Annotated in this window: 6 protein-coding genes; 2 read left to right on the top strand and 4 right to left on the bottom strand. The window is 70.1% G+C overall.

What is annotated here, in order from left to right; all coding sequences use genetic code 11:
* Together B7X32_RS16730 and galE are read left to right on the top strand one after the other, a co-directional pair.
* Window positions 1–1,413 (top strand): glycosyltransferase (locus tag B7X32_RS16730; protein ID WP_292722162.1); only part of this gene is annotated, 1,413 nt, incomplete at its 5' end.
* Between the two features lie 64 nt (window positions 1,414–1,477).
* A complete protein-coding gene (galE, locus tag B7X32_RS16735; protein ID WP_292722165.1) occupies window positions 1,478–2,497 on the top strand; it encodes a UDP-glucose 4-epimerase GalE in 1,020 nt (339 codons plus the stop codon).
* A gap of 6 nt (window positions 2,498–2,503) precedes the next feature.
* Here the strand turns inward: galE and B7X32_RS16740 are convergent, their stop codons facing one another.
* From B7X32_RS16740 to B7X32_RS16755, 4 genes are all read right to left on the bottom strand, one after another.
* Window positions 2,504–3,712 carry an ABC transporter ATP-binding protein gene (locus B7X32_RS16740; RefSeq protein WP_292722168.1) on the bottom strand — a complete coding sequence of 403 codons (1,209 nt, stop codon included), beginning with the start codon at window positions 3,710–3,712 and terminating at the stop codon, window positions 2,504–2,506.
* 7 nt (window positions 3,713–3,719) lie between these two features.
* On the bottom strand, window positions 3,720–4,535 hold the full coding sequence (locus tag B7X32_RS16745; protein WP_366247003.1) for an ABC transporter permease: 816 nt from the start codon (window positions 4,533–4,535) through the stop codon (window positions 3,720–3,722).
* A 157-nt stretch (window positions 4,536–4,692) separates the two neighbouring features.
* A complete protein-coding gene (locus tag B7X32_RS16750; protein WP_292722174.1) occupies window positions 4,693–6,630 on the bottom strand; it encodes a rhamnan synthesis F family protein in 1,938 nt (645 codons plus the stop codon).
* Window positions 6,627–6,911 (bottom strand): hypothetical protein (locus tag B7X32_RS16755; RefSeq protein WP_292722177.1); only part of this gene is annotated, 285 nt, incomplete at its 5' end. The genes B7X32_RS16755 and B7X32_RS16750, both read right to left, overlap by 4 nt.

Here is a 6,911-nt window from a genome sequence, read left to right on the forward strand (position 1 = left end):
GCCGCGGAGGCCGCCGAGCGCACCGCTCTCGCCGATGATGCGGTGCTCGTGCGGCGCGCCCCCGGCGCGCTCATCACCGAGCGCGCGGTCCGCGCGCTGATCGCCGCGGCGCACTCGGCCCCGGCCGCGCCGGTCTGGCTCGCGCCCGACGGCTCGATCGCCTCCGCAGGCCTGCTGACGCACGAGGGCGCGCCCTACCGCGCCCTCGCCTCGCACCCGCGCGAGGACGCACAGGCACTGGGCGAGGTCCTTCCCGTCACGGCGCTCGACGCCCCCGTGCAGGCCTCACGCGCAGCCGCCGGCGGCGCACCGCGCACTCTGCTCGCGGAGGCCGTCCTGGGGCCCGCCCCGAGCGGTGTCCCGCGCCTGTCGCACCGGGCCGGCGACACCCCGGACGCCGCGGCCCCGTCGCCGCGCGGGCTGCGCGCCGACGGCTGGTCCGGCGGTGCGGCCCCCTCCCCCCGTTACACGCGTTCCCCGGAGCGCTTCGTCCTCCCCGACGGCTCCGAGGTGCCGCGGCTCCGCTGGGCGATCAAGACCGCCGCCCCCGCAGGCCCCAGGGGAGAGTCCTGGGGGGAGACGCATTTCGCCCGCGCGCTCGCGGGCGCGCTCGAGCGCCACGGGCAATACGTCGCCGTGGACGCCCGCCCCGCACTCGATCGCGCCTCCTCCGGTCTCGACGACGTGGTCCTGGCCCTGCGCGGACCGCACCCCCTGCCTGCGCCGTCGTCCGCGCACACGATCCTCTGGATCATCAGCCACCCCGACGAGATCACCTCCGCGGAGGCCGCCGGCTACGACCACGTCTACGCCGCGTCGACCTCGTGGGCCGCGACCGCGACGCAGCGGTTCGGGCTCCCCGTCCTTCCGCTGCTGCAATGCACCGATGCGCAGCGCTTCGCGCCATCGGGCCTTCCGCGCAGCGCCGACCTCGTCTTCGTCGGCACCGCGCGCGGCATCGCTCGCCCCTCGGTCGTCGAGCCGCTGCGCGCCGGGCGTCCTGTCCGGGTGTACGGCCCGGACTGGAGGGGGTACATCCCCGGATCCGCCATCGCAGGGACCCACGTCGACAACGACGCCCTGCCCGCGCTCTACGAATCGGCGGGCGCGGTCCTGAACGACCACTGGCCCGCGATGCGACGGGAGGGTTTCGTCTCGAACCGCCTCTTCGACGTGGTCGCGGCCGGCGGGCGGGCGATCAGCGACGACGTCGACGGCATCGCCGACCTGTTCGGGGCCGCCGTGCGCACCTACGACCAGATCCCGGAGCTCCTCGCCCTCACGTCCGCGCCTCTGGATGCGAAGTTCTGCTCGGACGCGGAGCTCGCGGAGATCTCCCGGCGGATCCGCGCCGAGCACTCCTTCGACGCGCGGGCGCGCACCCTGCTCGACGATGTGCTGACGCGCGGCTGATCCGCCGCGGGCGAGTGAGCGCCACCAGTAGCATCGAAGAACCGTCCAGAGCCAAGGAGCACACGTGCGCGTACTCGTCACCGGTGGAGCCGGCTACATCGGATCCCACACGATCCTCACCCTCCTCGAGCGCGGTGACGACGTCATCGTCGTCGACAACTTCGCCAACAGCTCGCCGGTCGCGCTCGAGCGGGTCGCCGGCATCGCCGGCCGCTCGCCGCGACTGCACCGGATGGACGTCTCCGACGAGACCGCGCTGGACGCGGTCTTCGCCGCGGAGAAGCCCGAGGCCGTCATCCACTTCGCCGGGCTCAAGGCGGTCGGAGAGAGCGTCGCGGAGCCGCTGCGCTACTACTCCGAGAACCTCGGCACGACGTTCGCGCTGCTGGCGACCATGCAGCGCCACGATGTCCGCACGCTCGTCTTCTCCTCCTCGGCGACCGTCTACGGCGACCACCAGAACGCCCCCTACCGTGAGGACGGCGGACTGCTCGACGCGTCCAATCCGTACGGGCAGACCAAGGTGATGCTCGAGCGCGTCCTCACCGATGTCGCGCAGGCCGACCCGCGCTGGCGCATCGCGCTGCTGCGCTACTTCAATCCGATCGGCGCGCACGAGAGCGGGCTCATCGGGGAGGACCCGCGCGGCGTGCCGAACAACCTCGCCCCCTACGTCGCCCAGGTCGCCGTCGGGCGGCTCCCCGAGGTCGGCGTCTTCGGCGACGACTACGCCACGGCCGACGGGACCGGCGAGCGGGACTACATCCACGTCGTGGATCTGGCCGAGGGCCACGTCGCGGCGCTCGAGCACCTGCGCACCTCCGAGGGCGTCCGCGCGTGGAACCTCGGCACGGGCAAGGCCACATCGGTGCTGGAGCTCATCGCCGCGTTCGAGCAGGCATCCGGCCGGCCGATCCCGCATCGCGTGCTGCCGCGGCGCGACGGGGACCTGGCGCAGGCCTGGGCCGACACGACGCGTGCCGAGCAGGAGCTCGGCTGGCGCGCCCGGCGCGGGATCGCCGAGATGGCCGAGGACGCCTGGCGCTGGCAGTCCGGCAACCCGCAGGGCTACGACACGGAATAGGACGCGTCAGCGCGCGGAGATCGAGCCCCCCGCGGGACCGATCGTCTGCGCCGAGCCCGCCACGGTGAAGCTCGCGCCGCCCTCGAGCGAATGCGCGCTGGGCGTGCTGAACCCCGCGACGTTCGCGTTGATCGAGTACGTCCCGGAGCCGAGCCGGGCGTCCGTCACCGTGAGCTCCACGGTCCGCTCGCCGTCGATCGGCTCCAGCTCGACCTTCGCCAGATCGGTGTTCGACGCGAGAGCCATGCTGCCCGCCGCGGTGTCGATGCTGAACCCCACGGCCCAGGACTCGACGGGGACGTCGGAGTGGACCCGGATGCGCACGGTGAACGGATCCGTACCCTCGATCTCCTCCGTCGGCTTCCCCGCGGCGTCGAGCAGCTCGACCCCGAGCACCTTCATCGACTGCATCGACAGGTTGTGCTGCCCGTCGCGCTCCGACCCCTCCTTGAGGATCTCCCGGAAGCGTTCGACGGCGCTCTCCGGGATGCCGTCGAACACGACCTTGCCGTGGTCCAGCAGCAGCACCCGGTCGCAGAGCTCTTCGATCTGGCCCAGCGCGTGGCTGACGAGGATGATCGAGCGCCCCTCCTTCTGGAAGTCCTCGATCTTGTCCATGCACTTCTTCTGGAAGGCCTCGTCGCCGACCGCCAGGACCTCGTCCACGAGCAGGATGTCGGGATCCGTGTGCACGGCGACCGCGAAGGCGAGGCGCACGTACATGCCGGAGGAGTAGAACTTCACCTGGGTGTCGATGAAGTCGTCGATCCCGGAGAACTCGAGGATCTCGTCGAACCGCGATGCGGTCTCCTCGCGGGTGAGACCGAGGAGCGACGCGTTCAGATAGACGTTCTCCCGTCCGGTCAGGTCGGGATGGAAGCCCGCCCCCAGCTCGAGCAGGGCGGCGACCCTTCCGCGCTGGCGCACCTCGCCGGTGGTCGGCTGGATGATCCCGCCGATCACCTTGAGCAGGGTGCTCTTGCCGGAGCCGTTGTGACCGATCAGCCCGATGGTGCTCCCGGCGCGGATCTGCACCGAGACGTCGTTCAGCGCCCAGTAGTCCTCGCGGTGGCGACGGCCCGCCTTGCCGAGGGTCACGATCCTCTCCTTCAGAGAGGAGTCCTTGCGGACGGTAAAGCGCTTGGAGACGTCCGCGACGTCCACCACGACGGGTCGCTCGATCTTGGCGAGAGCGCCGTTCATCATCTCTTCCATGCCGTCCTCACAGCTCCTGCGCGAAATTGCCCTGCAGGCGCAGGAAGACCCGGTGGCTCAGCACCAGAAGGACGAGGCCGACCGCGAGCGCCACCACCTGGCGCAGGAGCAGATCGGTGGGCTGCGGCAGGGTGTCGCCGGCCACCCAGAAGGCCTTCTGGAATCCGATCACCGCGAGCGTGAGCGGGTTGTTCGTATAGACGTCGAGGATCCACGCGTGATGGATCAGCCCCTTGACCATCGACCAGGCGTATACGACCGGCGAGGCCCAGAACAGCAGCATGGTCGCGACCTCGACGAGGTACTGCACATCCCGCAGATACACGTTGAGCGCACCGAGCAGCAGTGCGAACGCCAGACCGTAGACGATGATCAGCGCGAGCGACGGGATGACGTAGGCGAGCTGCGGGTGGATCGGCGGCTTGCCCGCGACGAGGGTGGCCGCCAGCAGGACGAGCAGCTGCACCCCGAAGTTGAACAGCGCGGATCCGGTAGATGCGAGCGGGAACAGCTCGCGCGGGACGTAGACCTTCTTCACGAGACCGGCGTTGGCCAGGATCGACCCCGTGCCGCCGACCGCGATCTCGGTGAACAGCCCCATCGCCGTGAGTCCGGAGAAGATGAAGATCGCGAAGTCGGGGATCCCCCTCGCGGCGCCGATGAACTGCCCCAGCACGACGAAGTAGATCAGCAGCTGCACGAGCGGGCGCGCGAGCGACCACAGGAACCCCAGCGCGGAATCCTTGTAGCGCGACTTCAGGTCGCGCTTGATGAGGAGGTCCAGCATCTCGCGGTGCCCGAGGATGTCGCGGATCGATCCCACGAAGCCTTGGGGGGTGAACGGGCGAAGCCCCCCGACTTCGCGGAGGGGAAGAGCGCTCAGACGCGCGAAGCGCTCCGAGGCCGATCCGGGTTGGGCCACAGACATAGCGTGCAGTTTACCGATCTGTTCGTGTGGAAGAGGTGAGGGAGGGCGGCGCTCAGCCGCGCCGCCACGCGGAGGGATGACGGAGCCGCCACAGCGCTCCCCTGATCCGCTCGGAGCGGCGGTACACGCCCTTCAGCCGGTCGCGCAGATGCGGCACGTGGAGGGCGACGAACATGCGCCCGAAGTCGCGCGAGGTGCCGTAGTCCCACTCGCCGAGACGCTTCAGGATCTGGATCTGCTCCATGGTCGACCCCGGGATGGTCGCCGAGAGCTGATCCAGGTTGTAGCTGAGCGCCGGGTAGCTCTGTGCGAGGTAGTCGGCCGCCGCGATCGTCCGCGTGTGGAAACGCAGCTCCCCCGCGGCGTAGGACGGCATCCGCTCCAGGATGTGCGCGAGCCCGCCGTCCTGGTAGGCCGTGGCGTCGCCGAAGTCGTCGTAGCTCCAGTCGTGCTCGATCAGCAGCCGCAGCGCCTCCGGACGGGCGAAGTACATCGAACCGTAGGGCGCGAGCGGCGAGGCGTCGTCGAGCGGGACGCGGATCCCGAGGGTCCTGCACCACTCCGCGAAGCCCGGCTTGTTCTCCCACCAGCCGTGTCCGACCGTCGGATGCCCGAGGTGGACCATGGGCGGATAGGCGAGGCCGAGCCCCGCCTCCTGCTGGAACAGGGCGACCACGTTCGCCGCGTACCCCTCGGAGTGCAGCATGTTGCCGAACTGCTGCTCCTTGAAGTGCGCACCGACGGCCGGGGCGTCCTGCGGGGTCTTCTTCGAGTGGATCTTCACGACCAGGTCGTACTCGCCGGAGAGCAGCACGTCGCGGCAGCCGATGAGGAAGGCGCCCTGGTCCCGCCCGTTGTTGGATTCCAGGACGCGCACCTGAACGGCCCCGCGGAGCTCGCGCTCGTCGAGGTGCTTCTGGATCTCCGCGGCGCGTTCCGCCTCCGGCGTCGTGATGACGACGTCGTAGGCGCCGGGGAGCCGATCCGCGAGATCCATCATCTCCGCCGTCATCTCGGGGTAGAAGATGTGCGCGATCACCACGGTCCGCAGCGGCCGCTCCGGATCGTAGGACACGTCCTCGTCCGGGAGGACGGAGAGCAGCGCCGCGCCCGCGTTCATGACCCTCGGTGCGACGTTCCGCGCCATGTCCGCGTAGATCAGCTCGACCGGGTAGCCGTACTTCTCGGCGGTGTCCATGGTCCAGCGGCTGACCACGGCGGCGCGGTCGAGGAACGGCGGCCACTGGAAGAAGGCGCGCCGCTTGAGCGTCGGGCACCCGGCGTCCAGGAGCTGCCTGGCGTACATCACCGGATAGTTCTCCGGGCTGTCGACGAGCAGCGGGAAGGCGACGTCGCCGACGAAGCCGGCCAGCGTGAAGTGCTCGGTGAACACTCCCTCGTGCTTCACGACCGCATCCGAATAGCTCGTCATCTCCGGCAGGTCCCGCCAGTAGGACTGCCACTCCTCGGAGGCGAGCATGTCCCGGCGCACCGCGACCCAGTAGGACTGCAGGTGGTACGGCAGGTAGCCGGTCTGCGTGAACGGGTGCGGCTCCACGCGCGCGTGATCGGTCAGGCCCCAGAAGTGCACCGCGCGACGATCCATCTGCTCGAAGACGTCGGCGAAGGGGCGCACCGGCCCGTACCAGGTGTCGTTCGCGATGACGACCTCGTCGAACTCGTCGATCCGGTCCCGCATGTGATCGAGGCCGTCCTTGTACCCCCAGATGTCGAAGCCCCGGTTCTCGCGCTCCAGCACCTCGTCCCCGACGGCGGCGAGCTTCTCGCGGCCCACCTCGGTGAGGGCGCCGTTGACGACGATGAGGATGTGCGAGACGTGCGGGCGCAGGGCGCGCAGCGCATACGGGATGTAGTCCTCGATGTCGCCGCGCGGGTCGTACACGACGTAGACCAGGAGGCGTCGGCCGTCCTCGGGGAACGTGCTCGCCGGCCGCGGGTGCGCGGGGATCAGCTCACTGGTCGCGGTCACGACTGGCTCCCGTCGTCCTGGTGCTCGTTTCGGGCGGCGGCGAGCACGCGCCGGGTGAAGAGGCCCGCGTTCCGCATCCCCCGGTACAGCGGCTGGGTCAGCGCGGCGACCCGCGGGTGATTGACGTTCACGTACATCCTGGCCAGCGCGACGATCCCGCCGTATCCGGTCCAGCCGGCGCGACGCATGAGGTGGATCTGCTCGACCGGATAGCCGCGCGTCGTCGAGGACATCTCGTCGGCCTTGTACTCGAGCGCGGTGTACGCGATCTGCGCGTGCAG

Origin of the sequence: Microbacterium sp. 13-71-7, assembly GCF_002257455.1 — a bacterium.
Taxonomy (GTDB): domain Bacteria; phylum Actinomycetota; class Actinomycetes; order Actinomycetales; family Microbacteriaceae; genus Microbacterium.